Annotated in this window: 21 protein-coding genes; 13 read left to right on the forward strand and 8 right to left on the reverse strand. The window is 64.3% G+C overall.

The window, feature by feature from the left end; genetic code table 11:
• Positions 1–47: 47 nt before the first annotated feature.
• The 7 genes from GGR46_RS01315 to GGR46_RS01345 all read left to right on the forward strand — a co-directional run bounded on the left by GGR46_RS01315 (position 48) and on the right by GGR46_RS01345 (position 5,591).
• Positions 48–665 (forward strand): hypothetical protein, encoded by a 618-nt coding sequence (locus GGR46_RS01315; protein ID WP_183993827.1) that lies wholly within the window; start codon positions 48–50, stop codon positions 663–665.
• A gap of 8 nt (positions 666–673) precedes the next feature.
• Entirely contained in the window at positions 674–1,753 is a 1,080-nt protein-coding gene (locus tag GGR46_RS01320) for a helix-turn-helix domain-containing protein (protein ID WP_183993829.1), read from the forward strand.
• 732 nt (positions 1,754–2,485) lie between these two features.
• Positions 2,486–3,661: a DNA glycosylase AlkZ-like family protein gene (locus GGR46_RS01325; protein WP_183993831.1), complete on the forward strand. Its 1,176-nt coding sequence runs from the start codon at positions 2,486–2,488 to the stop codon at positions 3,659–3,661.
• Positions 3,661–4,233: a DNA-3-methyladenine glycosylase I gene (locus tag GGR46_RS01330; protein ID WP_183993833.1), complete on the forward strand. Its 573-nt coding sequence runs from the start codon at positions 3,661–3,663 to the stop codon at positions 4,231–4,233. The genes GGR46_RS01325 and GGR46_RS01330 overlap by 1 nt, the downstream gene beginning before the upstream one ends.
• A 64-nt stretch (positions 4,234–4,297) precedes the next feature.
• Complete coding sequence (locus tag GGR46_RS01335) at positions 4,298–4,927, forward strand: hypothetical protein (protein WP_183993835.1); 630 nt, start codon at positions 4,298–4,300, stop codon at positions 4,925–4,927.
• A complete protein-coding gene (locus GGR46_RS01340; protein ID WP_183993837.1) occupies positions 4,924–5,178 on the forward strand; it encodes a CBU_0592 family membrane protein in 255 nt (84 codons plus the stop codon). Before GGR46_RS01335 ends, GGR46_RS01340 begins: the two co-directional genes overlap by 4 nt.
• Entirely contained in the window at positions 5,175–5,591 is a 417-nt protein-coding gene (locus tag GGR46_RS01345) for a GNAT family acetyltransferase (RefSeq protein WP_183993839.1), read from the forward strand. The genes GGR46_RS01340 and GGR46_RS01345 overlap by 4 nt, the downstream gene beginning before the upstream one ends.
• Before the next feature lie 17 nt (positions 5,592–5,608).
• On the opposite strand, the gene GGR46_RS01350 is transcribed toward GGR46_RS01345, so the two are convergent.
• Positions 5,609–6,019, reverse strand: a complete 411-nt coding sequence (locus tag GGR46_RS01350) for a DUF1801 domain-containing protein (protein ID WP_183993841.1) — start codon at positions 6,017–6,019, stop codon at positions 5,609–5,611.
• A complete protein-coding gene (locus tag GGR46_RS01355; protein ID WP_183993843.1) occupies positions 6,016–6,198 on the reverse strand; it encodes a hypothetical protein in 183 nt (60 codons plus the stop codon). The genes GGR46_RS01350 and GGR46_RS01355 overlap by 4 nt, the downstream gene beginning before the upstream one ends.
• Positions 6,199–6,297: 99 nt before the next feature.
• Between GGR46_RS01355 and GGR46_RS01360 the strand changes: the two genes are divergently transcribed.
• On the forward strand, positions 6,298–6,645 hold the full coding sequence (locus tag GGR46_RS01360) for an ArsC family reductase (protein WP_183993845.1): 348 nt from the start codon (positions 6,298–6,300) through the stop codon (positions 6,643–6,645).
• Positions 6,646–6,731: 86 nt separating this feature from the next.
• Here the strand turns inward: GGR46_RS01360 and GGR46_RS01365 are convergent, their stop codons facing one another.
• The 4 genes from GGR46_RS01365 to GGR46_RS01380 all read right to left on the reverse strand — a co-directional run bounded on the left by GGR46_RS01365 (position 6,732) and on the right by GGR46_RS01380 (position 8,302).
• Complete coding sequence (locus tag GGR46_RS01365) at positions 6,732–7,178, reverse strand: surface-adhesin E family protein (protein ID WP_183993847.1); 447 nt, start codon at positions 7,176–7,178, stop codon at positions 6,732–6,734.
• A 74-nt stretch (positions 7,179–7,252) separates the two neighbouring features.
• Complete coding sequence (locus tag GGR46_RS01370) at positions 7,253–7,465, reverse strand: helix-turn-helix transcriptional regulator (protein ID WP_183993849.1); 213 nt, start codon at positions 7,463–7,465, stop codon at positions 7,253–7,255.
• Positions 7,458–7,877 (reverse strand): hypothetical protein, encoded by a 420-nt coding sequence (locus GGR46_RS01375; RefSeq protein WP_183993851.1) that lies wholly within the window; start codon positions 7,875–7,877, stop codon positions 7,458–7,460. Before GGR46_RS01375 ends, GGR46_RS01370 begins: the two co-directional genes overlap by 8 nt.
• Positions 7,878–7,879: 2 nt before the next feature.
• Complete coding sequence (locus GGR46_RS01380; protein WP_183993853.1) at positions 7,880–8,302, reverse strand: hypothetical protein; 423 nt, start codon at positions 8,300–8,302, stop codon at positions 7,880–7,882.
• Positions 8,303–8,572: 270 nt separating this feature from the next.
• On the opposite strand from GGR46_RS01380, the gene panB reads away from it, so the two are divergent.
• The 5 genes from panB (at position 8,573) to GGR46_RS01405 (ending at position 13,532) form a co-directional block, all read left to right on the forward strand.
• A complete protein-coding gene (panB, locus tag GGR46_RS01385; protein ID WP_183993856.1) occupies positions 8,573–9,430 on the forward strand; it encodes a 3-methyl-2-oxobutanoate hydroxymethyltransferase in 858 nt (285 codons plus the stop codon).
• A gap of 76 nt (positions 9,431–9,506) precedes the next feature.
• Positions 9,507–10,217: a tetratricopeptide repeat protein gene (locus GGR46_RS01390; RefSeq protein WP_246425868.1), complete on the forward strand. Its 711-nt coding sequence runs from the start codon at positions 9,507–9,509 to the stop codon at positions 10,215–10,217.
• On the forward strand, positions 10,214–11,536 hold the full coding sequence (locus GGR46_RS01395) for a PQQ-like beta-propeller repeat protein (RefSeq protein ID WP_183993858.1): 1,323 nt from the start codon (positions 10,214–10,216) through the stop codon (positions 11,534–11,536). The genes GGR46_RS01390 and GGR46_RS01395 overlap by 4 nt, the downstream gene beginning before the upstream one ends.
• A gap of 105 nt (positions 11,537–11,641) precedes the next feature.
• Positions 11,642–13,015: a ribosome biogenesis GTPase Der gene (der, locus tag GGR46_RS01400; protein ID WP_183993860.1), complete on the forward strand. Its 1,374-nt coding sequence runs from the start codon at positions 11,642–11,644 to the stop codon at positions 13,013–13,015.
• 106 nt (positions 13,016–13,121) lie between these two features.
• Positions 13,122–13,532 carry an Hpt domain-containing protein gene (locus GGR46_RS01405; RefSeq protein WP_183993862.1) on the forward strand — a complete coding sequence of 137 codons (411 nt, stop codon included), beginning with the start codon at positions 13,122–13,124 and terminating at the stop codon, positions 13,530–13,532.
• A 38-nt stretch (positions 13,533–13,570) separates the two neighbouring features.
• Here GGR46_RS01405 and bfr read toward each other — a convergent pair whose 3' ends face one another.
• Both bfr and GGR46_RS01415 read right to left on the reverse strand, forming a co-directional pair.
• Positions 13,571–14,053 carry a bacterioferritin gene (gene bfr / locus GGR46_RS01410; protein ID WP_183993864.1) on the reverse strand — a complete coding sequence of 161 codons (483 nt, stop codon included), beginning with the start codon at positions 14,051–14,053 and terminating at the stop codon, positions 13,571–13,573.
• Between the two features lie 110 nt (positions 14,054–14,163).
• Positions 14,164–14,334 (reverse strand): (2Fe-2S)-binding protein, encoded by a 171-nt coding sequence (locus tag GGR46_RS01415; protein ID WP_183993866.1) that lies wholly within the window; start codon positions 14,332–14,334, stop codon positions 14,164–14,166.
• Positions 14,335–14,368: the final 34 nt, after the last annotated feature.

Here is a 14,368-nt window from a genome sequence, read left to right on the forward strand (position 1 = left end):
TTTTTCTGCTCATATGAGGGCGGAAAAGTTAACAGGGCAGATTATTCATGGCGGTCCTCGCGGAAGAATTTGAAGTCGCTCCTCGCCTTGAGCAGTTGGGCTTGACTAAGAACGAGCTCCTCCAGGTGGTTCGCGCCGCGGTCGGTGCCCGTCGGAACGCCACGCCCTTCCACCCTCTTAGCGCGGGCGGACTGCTCGCCTATCTCGCAGGCACGGAACATCTGCGCCGAGTATACGTGCCTCAGGGCTGGGAGATATGCCGCCGCGACAACATCGAGTCGATCTTTCATAAGGAGATCGGCATCAAGATCGTCTACCAGAATGCTGAGCGAGCGGGAGATCCCATTTCAGACCCGATCGCGGTTTCGAAAAAGGGCGCTGGCGCAGCGCGCGCTGTCGAGCTCGGTCAGTACGACCTGTTTCCAGAAGTGCGCGAGCTGGAAGTTGCAGAGATCACGGCGGCCACATGGTACTTGTTCGTCTACGCCGTAGGCCCGGACGTCCGGGCTGAACTTTCGTGTCCGGTGGCAATCAATGACGAGCAGTTCGATCAATTTCACGAGCGTATTCTGCTTGTGCAGAGGGGAGAATGGGACAGCCCTGACCCGCTCGCGGATGAAGCTCCGCCAGTCGATTTTGAGGTGAATGTCTCGCGTAAGATTTGACCGTTGTCATGTTTAATTATCGTAGGCTCATACTCGGCCGGAAGCGGCGAAAGATGACCGCGCGTTCGCTCGCCAATGCGGTGGGTGTCTCGCCGATCACGATTTCGCGGCTCGAAAACGGCGTGAATGAACCTGAGGAAGAAACCCTCAATGCGCTTTCACGAGTATTGGATTTCCCGCGTGAGTTCTTTTCCGCAGGTGATTTCGATGACCTGCCGGTCCAGTCGGCGAGCTTTCGGAGCCTGACGTCGATGACCGCGCGTGAGCGCGATGCGGCGCTGTCTGCCGGTACCATAGCGTTCCTCTTTAACGATTGGATCGAGGAGCGTTTTAATCTCCCCGCACCCGATGTGCCGGATCTTCGCGCCGACGCTACGCCGGAGGCGGCAGCACAGGCTGTCCGCGAATATTGGGGCTTAGGTCAGCAACCCGTTCCCAGCATGGTGAAACTACTGGAGGCCAAGGGTGTGCGCGTTTTTTCGCTTTGCGAGGACACCAAGACCGTCGATGCCTTCTCATGCTGGAGGAATTCGCAGCCCTTCGTATTCCTGAACACCTTCAAATCGACCGAGCGAAGTCGATTCGACGCTGCTCATGAGCTTGGACATTTGGTCATGCACCGGCACGGTGAGCAGCAAGACAGCAGGCAGGCCGAGAACGAGGCGGACCAATTTGCGTCACACTTTCTCATGCCTCAAGACGACGTCGCAAGCCGCATTCGCTACGTCACGGGGTTGGAGGAACTCATACGAGCAAAAAAACGATGGGGCGTTTCGGTAGCAGCTCTGACGTATCGACTGAACAAGATGGGCATCGTCAGCGAATGGCAAAATCGGACGTTCAATATCGAGATCTCTCGGCGAGGATATCGCTCCCAGGAGCCTGAAGGTCTGAAGCCAGAGTGCTCTGTCGTCTGGCCTCAGGTGCTGGGCGCCCTATGGAACGAGCGCACCACGCGTGACCATATTGCGGCGGCACTACATCTGCCAACGCATGAACTCGAAAGTGTTCTGTTTCGTCTTGTTGACGGTGTGATCCGTCGTGGCCCGGAAAATCGCGGTACGGACATTAGGCTGGTCAAGGCGTAGGATAATAAGAAGGGCTCAGCGTGGATGAAGGTACACCCGAACGGCTGAGGCGCATCTGGAATCAGAAGGAAATCCCTGTCCTGCTGAGGCGGGGGGCGGGCCACCGACTTCGTATGCGACTGCCATTTGATCCTGAGAACAGAGCCTGGATACGCCAGGAGCGACGATCGAACCCGGAGTGGGATCAGCAGCGCCGCTTTTGGGAAATTCCGCAGGCATGGTTTAATGCTCTCGTAGCGCAATGTCTCGAGAAGTACGGCAAAGTTTATATAGTCCAGCCGTATCGGGAGCAGGAGAAGTGCGCGCCCGCCTGTTGGAACGCGACCGGCGATGAATGTCAGTGCTCCTGTATGGGGGAGCACCATGGCATGCATAGCCCAGCAGGAAAGTGGAAAGTCGTGTCCGACACCTTCGCCACCTCCTGGGGAGATCAGGAGCTCGCATGTCGGCTGGTCGAGCGGAAGGCTTGAGCGACGCGGGCGATGGGCAGGCGGATGAAGGAGCCTCGCTTGCGTGCCGATAGATGGCGGAAGGTAGTTTTTGAGATTTGGGCGAAAAAAACCAATGTTTTCATAAGCGCCGTTTTTTGACAGGATGGCTGACGGTATGGCGGCGACTAAAAATATTTTTAGTGAGATAAATCAATTGATTACAAGTCTCGTAAACAATCGAATGGGAATAAAAACCCGCTAAGGTACTCGTTATGTTCCGCGGGTGCCTGGAGGGAAAAGAGTGACGAGCCTTTCGCTGAAACAGGCTCGTCGCGTCTTCCTCGCGGCCCAGGGTTTCGGTGCGCGCCATCCGGCATCGGTGGGCGCACCGCATCTCCGCCGCACCGTCGAGCGGCTGGGGCTCCACCAGATCGACAGCGTCAACGTGCTGGCGCGGATGCACTATCTGCCCGCCTTCTCGCGGCTGGGATGCTATGATCGCGCACTGCTCGAGCGCGATGCCTGGGGACCGAAGCGCAGCCGCAGGCTCTTCGAATATTGGGCGCACGAAGCCTCGCTGCTGCCGATCGATCTCCATCCGTTCTTCCGCTGGCGCATGGCGCGGGCCGAGCGCGGCGAGATCGGCTGGAAGGGCCTCCGGTCCTTCGCCCGGGAGCGGCATGGCGAGGCGAAGGCGGTGCTCGATCGCATCGCCGCCGAGGGGCCGCTGGCGGCTTCCGATTTCGAGAATGGCAGCTCGAAGAGCGGCTGGTGGGAGTGGAGCGAGGCCAAGCTCGCGCTCGAATGGCTGTTCTGGTCCGGCCGGATCACCACCGCCACGCGCCGCAACAGCTTCGAGCGGGTCTATGACCTGAGCGAGCGGGTGATCCCGCGGGCGATCTTCGATCTGCCGGCGCCCGATGCGGCGACGGCCCAGCGCGCGCTGATCGAGCGTAGCGCCCGCGCGCTTGGCGTCGCCACCGCGACCGATCTGCGCGACTATTTCAGGCTGAAGCCCGAGGAAGCCAACCATGCCATTCCCGAGCTGGAGGAGGCGGGCGTGCTGGTGCCGGTCGCCGTGCAGGGCTGGAGCCAGAAGGCCTGGCTGCACCGTGATGCCAGGGTGCCGCGCAAGGTGGCTGGCGATGCGCTGCTCGCCCCGTTCGATCCGCTGGTCTGGGAGCGGAGTCGTACGGAACGGCTGTTCGGCTTCCGCTACCGGATCGAGATCTATGTGCCCGCCGACAAGCGCACGCATGGCTATTTCGTGCTGCCCTTCCTGATGGACGAGGCGCTCACCGCCCGGGTCGATCTCAAGGCCGATCGCCAGAACGGCCGGCTGCTCGCCCATCGGATCACGCTGGAGCCGGGCGCGCCGGGCGACACCGAAGCGCGGCTGGGTGTCGAGCTGGCGCGGATGGCGGAATGGCTGGGCCTGGGCGAAGTGCGTATCGGCGAGACAGTGAGGGGAGAGTGATGACCGACGACCTGCGGCGCTGCAGCTGGGCGGTGAGCGACCCGCTCAATCGCTCCTATCACGATGCCGAATGGGGCGTTCCCGTGCGCGACAGCCGCGAGCTGTGGGAGACGCTGATGCTCGAAGGCTTCCAGGCCGGGCTCGCCTGGATCGTCATCCTGCGCAAGCGCGAGGCGTTCCGCGAGGCCTTTGCCGGCTTCGATCCCGTCAAGGTCGCCGCCTTCGGGCCCGAGGATGTCGAGCGGCTGATGGCCAATCCCGGCATCGTCCGTGCCCGGGCCAAGATCGAGGCGACCATCAGGGGCGCGCAGATCTGGTGCGAGATGCGCGATCGCGGAGAGGATTTCGAATCCTTCTGCTGGGCCTTTGTCGATGGCAAGCCGATCCAGCGCCCGGGCCATGGTTTCGTCGCCACCACGCCGCTTTCCGAGGCGATCTCGAAGGAGCTGAAGCGCCGCGGCTTCAAGTTCGTCGGGCCGACCATCGTCTATGCCTGGATGCAGGCAGTGGGTCTGGTGAACGACCATCAACTGGGCTGTTTCCGCCGTGAGCCGGTCGCCGCGCTCGCCTGAAATGATTGCGCCCGCCGCGCGATGATGAGAGAATCGCCGGGAACGGGCGAGGGGGATTTTGACGATGACGATCAAGCTGTTGCCGTGCGCGCTTGCGGCGCTGGGCATGCTCGCCGCCTGCTCGCCCGAGCCGAAGCAGCCGGCCGAGAAGAAGCACGCGGCCAATGAGTCCGAGATCATCGTCCCACCCGAGGCGAACATCGAAGCCAATGTCTCGAACGCCAGCGATGAGGCACCTGGCGTCGGGGTCAACCTCGCGCCCGATGAGCTGACCGTTGTCCTGCCCAATGGCGCCTCACGTCACGTCAGCTTCGGTACGGCCAAGGCGGATGCGATCCGGATGCTTGCCGCGCCGCTGGGCCATCCGATCGAGCAGGACGAGAACCAGGATTGTGGCGCCGGGCCGCTCGCCTATGCCGCCTTCCGTGACGGGCTCTCGCTCTATTTCGAGGACGGCAAGTTCGCCGGCTGGGACCTGGACGGCCGCGAGAACGGCAAGTTCGCTACGGGCAACGGCATCGGGATCGGCATGACCCGCAAGGCATTGGAAGCCGCGGCCGGCAGCATCGACGTCGGCGAGACCTCGATCGGCAACGAGTTCACCGCCGGCGGTGTTTCCGGCCTGCTCAGCGCGCTGACGCCGGAAGGCAAGGTGACCAATCTCTGGGCCGGCGTGACCTGCATCGCGCGATGAGCGTCGAACGGCTGCTGATCGAGGTCATCGGCTGGACCGGCGCCGCGCTGATCCTGGTTGCCTATCTGCTGCTCTCCTCCGGCCGGCTGACCGGCCAGTCGCGCCTCTACCAGTGGATGAACGTGGTTGGCGCGGCGTGCTTCGTGCTCAACAGCGGCTGGAACGGTGCGATCCCCTCGGCGACGCTCAACGTGGTGTGGATGCTGATCGGGGCAGTGACGCTCTGGCGCATCGCCCGCCGGCCGGCATGACGATCCGCGCGGCGCGCGCCGAGGAGGCCGGGGCGGTGATCGGGCTCTGGTATCTCTGCGGGCTTACGCGGCCTTGGAACGATCCGGCCCAGGACTTTGCCCGCGCCCTGGAAGGCGATGCCTCGACGATCCTGGTGGCGGAGGGCGAGGGCGGCGGGCTCCTTGGCAGCGCGATGGTCGGCGACGACGGGCATCGCGGCTGGGTCTATTATCTCGCAGTGGCGCCGGCGGCGCGCCGTATCGGTCTGGGCCGGGCGCTGATGACGGCGGCAGAGGAATGGCTGCGGGCGCGGGGTTGCCCGAAGGTCCAGCTGATGGTCCGCGAGGACAATGCGGAAGCGCTGGGCTTCTACGCGGCGCTGGGGCTCGAGCGGGAGGGCGTCGTCACGCTGGGGCGCTTCCTGGGGGACTAGCCTCGCGGCTTCAGGCGCTAGAGCTTCTCGCCAGCCAGCGCGCTCGCCTGGCGGATCCAGTCCGCCAGTTGCGCCTCGTCGATCGGATCCTCCTCGCGGATGTCGAGATAGCGGACGTCCGGTTGCTTCGAGGGGCCGGGCGGCACCGGATCGAGCGCGGTGCCGCGAAAGAAGGTGAGCTTCACATAGCGGTCGAAGCAGTGGAAGGAGAGGAACCAGCCCTCCTGGCTGGGCGCGCCATAGAAGGGCGAGTTCCACTTCACCGCCTTGCGCACGCCCGGCAGCGTGCGAACCACGAGGGTATCGACTGCGCGGCCGATGCGCTGCTTCCAGCCCGGCATGGCGGCGAGATAGGCGGCGACGGGCGCATCGCCATCGCCCTTGGGGATCTGCGGATTGCCGCCCGAGAGGAGCTTGGGCTCGGTCATTTCGCCGGTTGTGCCCTGGTTATCTCGGGAGCGACTTCCCAGCCGAAATCGGCGTACTTGAACATCGCATCATCCTTCACCCGGTGCGGGGTGAAGCGCGGTAGCGGCGCCGCCATTGTCGCCGACTCAAAATTGCAGAATGCGATTTCAGCGGCGAGTGTCGCGAGGATCAGCAACATGGCCGCAGCAGAACATCTTTTGCGCGGCCCCGCAATCGAAGCCGCTGTCTTCCGGCCGAAACGGCGCTATCGCAGAAGCAAATGAGGCGAGGACCCACCGTGACCATCACCATGTACGGCATCAAGAATTGCGACACGATCAAGAAGGCGCGGACCTGGCTGGACGAGCATGCCATCGCCTATGCGTTCCACGACTACAAGGCCGGGGGCATCGACGCCGCGCGGCTGGCGCGCTGGAGCGGGATGGCCGGCTGGGAAGTGCTGCTCAACCGCGCCGGCACCACCTTTCGCAAGCTGCCCGATGCCGATCGCGAAGGCGTGGACGCAGCCAAGGCGGCAGCGCTGATGCTGGCCCAGCCTTCGATGATCAAGCGGCCGGTACTCGAATATCCGGGTGGCATCCTGGTCGGTTTCAAGCCGGACATCTACGCCAAGGCGCTGCTGTAGGTTGCGGGTTCAGGCGAAGCCCTGAGCCACCACCGTCATCCCCGCGAAGGCGGGGATGACGAGGGAAGGGGATGGGTCCCAGAGGCTCAGAACCCCTTGCTGAACTTCTCCAGCACCCAGCGTTCCGGGCTGGGGACGACCGGCGAGAAATAGTCGCCGCGGCCGCACACCGTGTTGAGCATGGTCAGCAGCACGGTGCCGGGCTTGGCGATGGTCGGATCGCTCGGGCCCGGCTCGGTATCGAGATAGGTGCCGCGGATATAGAAGCTGCTGTCGCGCATGAAGGACGTCATCGCAGCGCAATCGGCCTGGCGGGTGAGCATCGAGCGATCGAAGTCGCGCGTCGGGCTGGTCGTCTCGTAGATGGTCTGCTGCTTGAACGTCACGACATTGCCGTTGCGCCGCACCGAATCGACATCGACGAAATAGGCCATTTTGGGCGCCTGGTCCGAATAGGCGGCGAGGCGCCAGTTCTGGGCTGAGGCCGTGTGCGGAATGGCGAGCGCGGCAAGCGCGAGCAAGGTGAGACGCATCCTGATTCCCCCGATCTGGTGTTAACCACGCTAGCGTGGATGCGTCTCCGTGCAAGTACCTGGCGCAAGAGCCCTCATTCTTCCCAGCGGAATACTTCCTCGAGCGGCTTGCCGAATATCTGGGCGATCCGGAAAGCGGCCTCGAGCGAGGGCGAATATTTGCCCTGTTCGATCGCTGCGACGGTCTGGCGGGTGAGCCCGATCTTCTCGCCGAGTTCGGCCTGGGTCATCTCGCCGGCCAGGAAGCGCAGCGTGCGGATGTCGTTGACGACGCGCCCCTTAGCCATGCCAGCCCCTCCGATAGCTGAGGAGGACCAGGACCTGATTCACCGTCTCGGCGATCACGATGGCGAGCAGCGCGCTGTTGACGATCCTGGGCGCGGGCTCGGTGAAGGGCATCGCCACGCCGACCAGGATCGTGCCGGCCATCAGCGTGTAATAGCCCGCCGACGCGCCGCGCCGGGCGATCGCCCTGTCGCGCTCGTCCGCGCGGCGGCCCTCGGGGCCGGCCAGGAGGGCTAGGACGACGTATCCGATGATCACCGCCACCGCTTGGGTCCCTGCGATGATGCCGAAGTTCCACAATATGTCGAACAGGGTGGGCGGAGTCTCGCGCAGCGCCATCATCGGGAAGTAGATGCCGTAGGCCACGACCATGCAGAGCAGCGTCAGCCAGGCGGTCTTTTCGCGATAGGCCATGATCAGCCTCCGATCCGGTAGCCGATGGCCTGGGTGCCGAACCGCACCGCTTCGCCAAGGATGAACACGCCGACCAAGGCGAAGATCACATTGGTGCCGTGCAGCCCCACATGCATCGCTACGATGACGGCGACGATGGCTAGCAGCACCGCGAGATAGGCCGCACCATTGGCCCGGCGGCCGATCGACCGGTCGCGCTCGTCGCGCGGGGCGTTCGCCTCGCTCGGCGTCAGGATCGCGATCAGCGTGGTGACCGCGGTCATCATCACGGCCTGGCCGATCGTGGCGGCGAGAAACAGGTAGAACAGCATCGGATCGTGCGTGCCGCCATTGGCCGCACGCGTGATCACGACGGCGAAATAGCTGCCCCATGCGAGCAGCGTCGTGATGAACGCTGCCCAGGCGATCTTTTCCCGAAAGGACAATTCGGCCTCCCATGTGTGTAATAGATGACGTGATGTTATGTATATATAACATTGAGTCAAGTGATTCGAACTCCGGGTGCGATATGCTACGCATCCGTCATCCCGCGAAGGCGGGGATCCAGGGGCGCGAAGGATATCGCTCGATCACTCTGGATCCCCGCTTTCGCGGGGATGACGAGGGGGCCGGGATGACGGGAAAGGGGCGGAGCCGCGCCACGGCCAATGTCGTTACACTGGCGACCGTCGCGGCAACCCGCTAGACCTGCGGCCATGTCGCACGTCACCATGGACACGGCCACGAGCCGCGCTAACCCGACTCCCGCTCCGATGAAGCGGCTCACCGTTCCGGCGATCCGGGACCGCAAGGGCAAGGATCCGATCGTGATGCTCACCGCGTACACGACGCGGATGGCGCAGCTGCTCGATCCGCATTGCGACGTGTTGCTGGTGGGGGACAGCCTGGCACAGGTGATCTACGGCTTGCCGTCCACCCTGCCGGTCACGCTCGACATGATGATCGCGCACGGCGCTGCGGTGGTGCGCGGCAGCTGGCATTCGCTGGTCGTCGTCGACATGCCGTTCGGCAGCTATGAGCAGAGCCCGGAACAGGCCTTCGCCTCGGCGGCGCGGGTGCTGGCGGAGACGGGCGCGGCGGGCGTGAAGATGGAGGGCGGCGAGACGCTGGCCCCGACGGTCGAGTTCCTGACGAAGCGCGGCATCCCGGTGGTGGGGCATGTCGGCCTGACGCCCCAGGCGGTGAACGCACTGGGCGGCTATGGCGCGCGCGGGCGCAGCAATGCCGAGCATGCCCAGATCATCGACGATGCCCGGGCGATCGCCGCTGCCGGCGCCTTCGGGATCGTGGTGGAAGGCGTGGTCGAGACACTGGCCAGGGAGATCACCGCTGCTGTGTCCTGCCCGGTGATCGGTATCGGGGCCTCCGCCGAGTGCGATGGCCAGGTTCTGGTGATCGACGACATGCTGGGCATGTTCGAGCGCACCGCCCGGTTCGTGAAGAAATATGACGATCTGGCTGGCCGTATTTCCGCCGCGGTTGAAACCTATGCCGCCGATGTTCGGTCCCGGACCTTTCCGGGACCCGATCAGGTCTATGCGCCGCGGGATTGACGGGCTACCGAGCGCTATCGATTCCCGCACGGCGCGGCTATAGGTCCGCGCCCGCAAGAGACGCATGAGGTAGATTTTGGCGCTTCCCCCCTCCGGCACGACAGACGAAGCCTTCCTGCGCGAAGTCGACGAGGAATATCGCCGCTCGCAGATGCTCGGCGTCTGGCAGAAATATGGGCGGCTGATCATCGGCGCCGTGGTGATCGCGTTCGTCGCGCTCGCCGGCTTCCTGTTCTGGCAGCACCAGACCGACTCCGCGGCCGGCACCAAGGGCGAGCAATATGACGCGGCGCTGCGCCAGATCGAGCAGAACCAGCCCGACAAGGCGAGCCCCGAGCTCGCCAAGCTCGCGGCCAGCGGCACCAACGGCTATGCCGCGATGTCCTCGATCGTCGAAGGCAATCTGCTGGTCCAGAAGAAGGATCTGAAGGGCGCCGCCGCCAAGTTCGCAGCGGTTGCGGGCAATAGCGGCTATGCCAAGCCGTTCCGCGACTACGCGCTGCTCCGCCAGACCTCGGTCGAGTATGACACGCTGAAGCCTGAAGTGGTGGTTTCGCGCCTCCAGGGCCTCGCCAAGCCCGATTCGGCCTGGTTCGGCAGCGCCGGCGAGCTGGTGGCGACCGCGCAGATCAAGCTCGGCAAGCGCGCCGAGGCCGGCAAGCTCCTGCAGCAGATCGCGCAGGGCGGTGAGAATGTGCCGGATACGACGCGGCAACGCGCGGTTCAGCTGGCGAGCGTATTGGGGATCGACGTCCTCGATCAGTCGAAGGAAAAGCAGGCTAAATGAACAATAAGCTGAGGGTGGCTGGGGCCCTTGCGGCACTCGCGCTGGTTAGCGGCTGCGGGGTCTTCAAGGGGCAGGGCAAGAAGACGCCCGTGCTCGGCGAGCGCGTTCCCATCCTGATGTCCGAGAATGACATCACCAGCGACAAGTCGCTGGCGAATGTCGACGTGATCGTGCCCGAGGCGGCGGTGAACGAGGACTGGACCCAGCCGGGCGGCAATGCCGCCAAGTCGATGGGTTCGCTCGCGCTGTCCGCCACGCCGTCGCGCCTGTGGAGCAAGGTGGTCACCAAGACCTCGAAGAAGGAGCGTCTCGGCGCGTCGCCGGTGATCGCGGGCGGCAAGCTGTACGTGATGGACACCGACGGCCAGGTCCACGCCATTGACGCAGCCAGCGGCAACACGCTGTGGACGGCGCCGACCGTGAAGGCGGACGGCAACAAGACCGCGCGCTTCGGTGGCGGCGTCAGCGTCTCGGGCGAGCATCTCTATGCCTCGAACGGCCTGGGCGACGTGGTCGCGCTCAAGATCGCGGACGGCAGCGAAGTGTGGCGCAAGCGCCCCGGCGGCCCGCTGCGCGGCGCCCCGACGCTGGCCAACGGCAACGCCTATGTCGTCACCCAGGACAACCAGCTCTTCGTGATGAGCCAGGAGACCGGCGACGTCAGCTGGACCGCTTCGGCCAGCCTCGAATCGCAGGGCGTGTTCGGCGTCGCGGCACCGGCTTCGGCGCAGGGCACGGTGATCGCCGGCTTCTCGTCGGGCGAGCTCAACGCCTATCGCTACGAGAATGGCCGCCAGCTGTGGAGCGACGTGCTGTCGCGCAGCAGCATGAGCACCTCGGTTTCGTCGCTGTCCGACATCGATGCCGAGCCGGTGATCGACCAGGGCCGCGTCTACGCCGTGGGCCAGGGCGGTCGCATGGTCGCGATGGACATCGCCACCGGCAACCGCATGTGGGAACAGAACATCGCCGGCATCTCCACCCCCTGGGTGGCTGGCGAGTGGATCTTCGTGGTGACCGACGATGCCCGCCTGCTGTGCCTGTCGCGCACCAGCGGCAAGGTGCGCTGGATCTCGCAGCTCAAGCTCTACAAGAACGCCAAGAAGCCGAAGAACCCCTATGGCTGGGTCGGCCCGGTCCTGGCGGGCGGCAAGCTGGTCCTCGCCAACACCCACGGCGAGATCGTCTTCGTGTCGCCGGCGGACGGCAGCATCAGCTCGACCATCGAGCTGAAGGATCCGGTCTCGCTCCAGCCGGTGGTGGCGAACAACATCCTCTACATTCTGGACGACAAGGGACGCCTGACCGCGTTCAAATAACCTGGTTCCCGGCCATGGCAGGCGGGCGGGGCCGAAAGGCCTCGCCCGTTGCTTTTTGTGTTACATGCCGTTCTGCTGGGCATCCCCCCGAGAAGAGTTTCATTTATGCCACTGCCCATCGTCGCGATCATCGGCCGACCCAATGTCGGCAAATCGACGCTGTTCAACCGGCTCGTCGGCAAGCGGCTCGCGCTGGTCGACGACCAGCCGGGCGTGACGCGTGACCGGCGCGAGGGCGAGGCGAACCTGCTCGGGCTCGAATTCCGCATCTTTGATACCGCCGGCTATGAGGATGAGGACGCCGCGACCCTGCCCGGACGCATGCGCCAGCAGACCGAGGCGGCAGTGCAGGATGCCGATGTCGCGCTGTTCCTGGTCGATGCCCGCGCCGGCGTGACGCCGCTCGACGAGGAGATCGCCCGCTGGCTGCGCTCGACCGACCGGCCGATCGTGCTGGTCGCCAACAAGGCCGAGGGCCGTGCGGGCGAGACCGGGGTGATCGAGGCGATGGCACTGGGCTTCGGCGAGCCAATCCAGCTCTCCGCCGAGCATGGCGAAGGCATGGCCGACCTGTTCGGAGCGCTGCTGCCCCATGTCGAGCGCGAGGACGAGGAGGAAGTCGAGGAAGAGGATTCCGAGAACCCCAACGCCCCGCTCAAGCTGGCGATCGTCGGTCGCCCGAATGCGGGCAAGTCGACCCTGGTCAACCGGCTGCTCGGCGAGGACCGGATGATCACCGGTCCCGAGGCGGGGATCACCCGCGATTCGATCTCGGTCGATTGGGAATGGGAGGATTTCGACGGCAACAAGCGCCCGGTCCGCCTGATCGACACCGCGGGCATGCGCAAGAAGGCCAAAGTCGAGGAGAAGCTCGAGAAGCTCTCGGTCATGGACACGCTGCGCGCGATCGACTTTGCCGAGGTCGTGGTGCTGCTGCTCGACGCGACCCGGGGCCTCGAGGTGCAGGACCTCAAGATCGCCGACCGCGTGCTGCAGGAAGGCCGCGCGCTGATCATCGTGCTGAACAAGTGGGACGTGGCGGAGAACGCCTCCAGCCTGTTCAACGGCGTGAAGGGCGCGCTCGACGAAGGCCTGGCGCAGGTGAAGGGCGTGCCCTTGCTCACTGTCTCGGCGGTGACCGGCAAGGGGCTCGACACGATGATCGACGTCGCCTTCAAGACGCGCGACGCCTGGTCGCGCCGCGTCTCGACCGGCCAGCTCAACCGCTGGTTCGAGCGGGCGATCGAGGCGAACCCGCCGCCCGCGCCCGGCGGCAAGCGGATCAAGCCGCGCTACGTCACCCAGAACAAGACGCGCCCGCCGACGTTCGTGCTGTTCGGCACCCGCGTCGATCTGCTGCCGATGAGCTATCAGCGCTATCTGATCAACGGGTTGCGCAAGGAGTTCGATTTCGGCGCGGTGCCGGTGCGCCTCAATCTGCGCGCGCCCAAGAACCCGTTCGATCGGGATAAGGAATGAGAATCCAAACGCTTCCGTAACGACCCTTATTCGAAATCAACGCTGTGTTTACAAACCGGCGATAGGGTCGATCCATGCTCTGGGGGTGGAGTAGGGGAATGAAGCGATGACCGGCAACGAACAGCTGGTGAACTGGAACAGTTTTTCGCAGGCCCGAGCCGAGCTCGGCGCCAATTTCGTGCGGATTCTCGGCTATTTCCGTGAGGACGGCGTCAAGTCGGTCGCACGGATCGAGGAAGCCATGCGCGCGAACAATGCCGCCTCGATGGTCATCCCGGCGCATACGCTGAAGGGCGAATCGCGCCAGTTCGGCGCGGATCCGCTGGCCGACCTGGCCGAAACGATCGAAATGACCGCACGCGCCTGCATCGAACGGCAGGACACCCCGACCGACGTCCTCGAATATGTCGTGGCGCTTCGCCCGCTGTTCGAAGAGACGCTAGCGCTGCTGGAGCGCGAATCGAACCCGTTGGTGGAGCGTCGTCCCGTGTTTGGACGGCGATCGCTGGCTGGGTGAGGGATTCCCCTCCCGCAAGCGGGAGGGGAGAAGAAAGCCTAGCTCGCTTCGGCAGGTTCGCTGTTGAGCTGGATGTAGTTCGCGATGCCCATGCGGGCGATCATGTCGAACTGCTTCTCCAGCGTGTCGACATGCTCTTCCTCGCTCTCGAGGATATCGGCGAACAGGTCGCGCGAGACATAGTCTCGGACGCTCTCGCAATGCTGGATCGCGTCGCGCAGCAGCGGGATCGCTTCCATCTCCACCGCCAGATCGGCCTTGAGGATCTCCTCCACCGTCTCGCCGATGCGCAGGCGGCCGAGCAGCTGGAAATTGGGCAGGCCGTCGAGGAACAGGATGCGCTCTGCCAGCTTGTCGGCGTGCTTCATCTCGTCGATCGATTCGTGACGTTCCAGCTCGGCGAGCTTGGTGACACCCCAATTGTCGAGCAGCCGGTAATGCAGCCAATACTGGTTGATCGCCGTGAGCTCGTTCTTGAGCGCCTCGTTGAGATAGTCGAGGACCTTGGGGTCGCCCTTCATTGCCGCCACCTGTTCTTATGATTGGATTTCGGGCAGCAGAATAGGCGCGGATGGCCGCGTTGGACAGTCAGAAAATGGCGGATTTCTGCGGTTTTTGGCTGTTGCGACTGTTACGCAGCAGCACGTTCCTCGGCAATGATCTCACGTGCGAACGGCACGCATTGTCCGCACTTCGCCTGGCATCCGAGCGCACGATAGGCCTGGCAGGCGCTGGTGGCCCCGCCACGCGCGGCTTCGCGCACATCCCGTTCCCGCAGAGCATTGCAAACGCAAACGACCATCGAACCCTCGCAACTCGCAGGAGCAGAGTTAGGG

This window comes from Sphingomonas kyeonggiensis (assembly GCF_014196745.1).
GTDB classification, from domain to species: domain Bacteria; phylum Pseudomonadota; class Alphaproteobacteria; order Sphingomonadales; family Sphingomonadaceae; genus Sphingomonas; species Sphingomonas kyeonggiensis.

Bases quoted from the DNA above. Each gene is read 5' to 3' on its own strand.
- GGR46_RS01315 (WP_183993827.1), top strand. From the start codon at position 48: ATGGCGGTCCTCGCGGAAGAATTTGAAGTCGCTCCTCGCCTTGAGCAG.
- GGR46_RS01320 (WP_183993829.1), top strand. From the start codon at position 674: ATGTTTAATTATCGTAGGCTCATACTCGGCCGGAAGCGGCGAAAGATG.
- GGR46_RS01330 (WP_183993833.1), top strand. From the start codon at position 3,661: ATGACCGACGACCTGCGGCGCTGCAGCTGGGCGGTGAGCGACCCGCTC.
- GGR46_RS01335 (WP_183993835.1), top strand. From the start codon at position 4,298: ATGACGATCAAGCTGTTGCCGTGCGCGCTTGCGGCGCTGGGCATGCTC.
- GGR46_RS01340 (WP_183993837.1), top strand. From the start codon at position 4,924: ATGAGCGTCGAACGGCTGCTGATCGAGGTCATCGGCTGGACCGGCGCC.
- GGR46_RS01345 (WP_183993839.1), top strand. From the start codon at position 5,175: ATGACGATCCGCGCGGCGCGCGCCGAGGAGGCCGGGGCGGTGATCGGG.
- GGR46_RS01350 (WP_183993841.1), bottom strand. From the start codon at position 6,019: ATGACCGAGCCCAAGCTCCTCTCGGGCGGCAATCCGCAGATCCCCAAG.
- GGR46_RS01355 (WP_183993843.1), bottom strand. From the start codon at position 6,198: ATGTTGCTGATCCTCGCGACACTCGCCGCTGAAATCGCATTCTGCAAT.
- GGR46_RS01365 (WP_183993847.1), bottom strand. From the start codon at position 7,178: ATGCGTCTCACCTTGCTCGCGCTTGCCGCGCTCGCCATTCCGCACACG.
- GGR46_RS01370 (WP_183993849.1), bottom strand. From the start codon at position 7,465: ATGGCTAAGGGGCGCGTCGTCAACGACATCCGCACGCTGCGCTTCCTG.
- GGR46_RS01375 (WP_183993851.1), bottom strand. From the start codon at position 7,877: ATGGCCTATCGCGAAAAGACCGCCTGGCTGACGCTGCTCTGCATGGTC.
- panB (WP_183993856.1), top strand. From the start codon at position 8,573: ATGTCGCACGTCACCATGGACACGGCCACGAGCCGCGCTAACCCGACT.
- GGR46_RS01395 (WP_183993858.1), top strand. From the start codon at position 10,214: ATGAACAATAAGCTGAGGGTGGCTGGGGCCCTTGCGGCACTCGCGCTG.
- der (WP_183993860.1), top strand. From the start codon at position 11,642: ATGCCACTGCCCATCGTCGCGATCATCGGCCGACCCAATGTCGGCAAA.
- GGR46_RS01405 (WP_183993862.1), top strand. From the start codon at position 13,122: ATGACCGGCAACGAACAGCTGGTGAACTGGAACAGTTTTTCGCAGGCC.
- bfr (WP_183993864.1), bottom strand. From the start codon at position 14,053: ATGAAGGGCGACCCCAAGGTCCTCGACTATCTCAACGAGGCGCTCAAG.
- GGR46_RS01415 (WP_183993866.1), bottom strand. From the start codon at position 14,334: ATGGTCGTTTGCGTTTGCAATGCTCTGCGGGAACGGGATGTGCGCGAA.